1 protein-coding gene and 2 pseudogenes are annotated in these 1,343 nt (G+C 47.3%); all 3 read left to right on the forward strand.

Going from position 1 to position 1,343, the window contains the following annotated elements; genetic code table 11:
• A pseudogene (locus tag R7P35_RS24595) lies at window positions 1–113 on the forward strand (repressor LexA); the annotation flags it as partial.
• 193 nt (window positions 114–306) lie between these two features.
• On the forward strand, window positions 307–1,101 hold the full coding sequence (locus R7P35_RS24600; RefSeq protein ID WP_025509589.1) for a class I SAM-dependent methyltransferase: 795 nt from the start codon (window positions 307–309) through the stop codon (window positions 1,099–1,101).
• Between the two features lie 55 nt (window positions 1,102–1,156).
• Window positions 1,157–1,343 (forward strand): annotated as a pseudogene (locus R7P35_RS24605) (MATE family efflux transporter); the annotation flags it as partial.

The following is a 1,343-nucleotide window of genomic DNA, read 5'->3' on the forward strand; positions in this document are numbered from 1 at the left end:
TATTGCATGCAGAGAATGAAGAGTTTGCACCGATTCAAGTGGACTTAACGTCTCAGCATCTGACTATTGAAGGCTTAGCCGTTGGTATTATTCGTAATACCGATTGGATGTAAGTTTATCGCAACAGCCCAGTTTCGCTGGGCTGTTGCCTATTTGTCTTAGCACTTTTTTCTCATCCGCTTTGATTTCCTGCTCGCAGTTTATTTCTCATATTCTTGTCGGCTCTCTCTGTGCTTGATAATGTAATTGATATTCATTATCATCTTTTCCAGTGTCCACTCTTTCTCACTGGCGCAGGAAATGCCCATGTCTAAGTCAAAACATCAAGTTCCTAATCATCTATTGAAGCCTTTGTTATTACGCAGCCGTGAAAGCATGGTCGACAATGGTTTGGTGTATGACCCCATTGCGGCGAAAGCTTGCCTAAGCTGCAAGATGGCACCTGATTGTTTAAGTGGTGATGTCGCGCAAAAGCAGCTGCTACACGTGACGTTGACTCAACTGTGCGACCAACAGGTAACGCAGTTTTTGCAGCAAAATCCGGACGCTTGGATCATCAATGTTGGAGCTGGACTCGATACCCGTTTTTACCGTTTGGATAACGGCCGCTGTCACTGGATTGAATTGGATGTTACGGAGAATCTAGTTTGGCGTCAGCGTCTATTCCATAAAAACGAACGCTACGAACATCGCAGTGGGAGTGTGGAAGACATGTCGTGGCTCGAATCTCTGACCATTCCAGATAAATCACCCGTATTGATTCTGTGCGAAATGGCATTGTTGGATTGCTCTGAGCGACATGTTGCGCGGTTTATTCAAAACTTAGGTCGCCATTTTGTCTCGGCTGAGGTCTGTATGGTACTCGCTGGAGACTTAACAGAAAGCAAGTGGGGGCAAAAGCTTGGCTCGGATTGCTATGCCCATGGATTTGAGGCACCGGCGGAACAAGTTCTGAGATGGCTGCCGTGGGCACAATGGGTGAAAGCGTTCTCGCCATTCGACCGATTCTGTTCACGATGGAAAGCTTGGCAACGCTGGCTCAATAAAATTCCAATGCTAAAGCACCGTCTCACGCCAGTGCTTGTTCACATCAAGTGGTAATTGGCTAGTCATTAAGCACTCAGGTACACTCGTCGATCTAAACAACGAGGTGCCTGTGACAAACTCTATTTTCTCTCCTTTATCGAATCCTCAAGTGCATCGCCAGGTGTTATCGCTCGCGATCCCGATGGTGTTGTCGAATATTACCGTTCCACTATTAGGCTTAGTCGATGCGGCGGTGATTGGGCACCTAGAGCACGCGTGGTATTTGGGCGGCGTTGCGTTGGGCAGCACTATGATCA

The organism is Vibrio sp. Vb0304 (assembly GCF_033338995.1).
In the GTDB taxonomy this organism is placed as follows: domain Bacteria; phylum Pseudomonadota; class Gammaproteobacteria; order Enterobacterales; family Vibrionaceae; genus Vibrio; species Vibrio alginolyticus.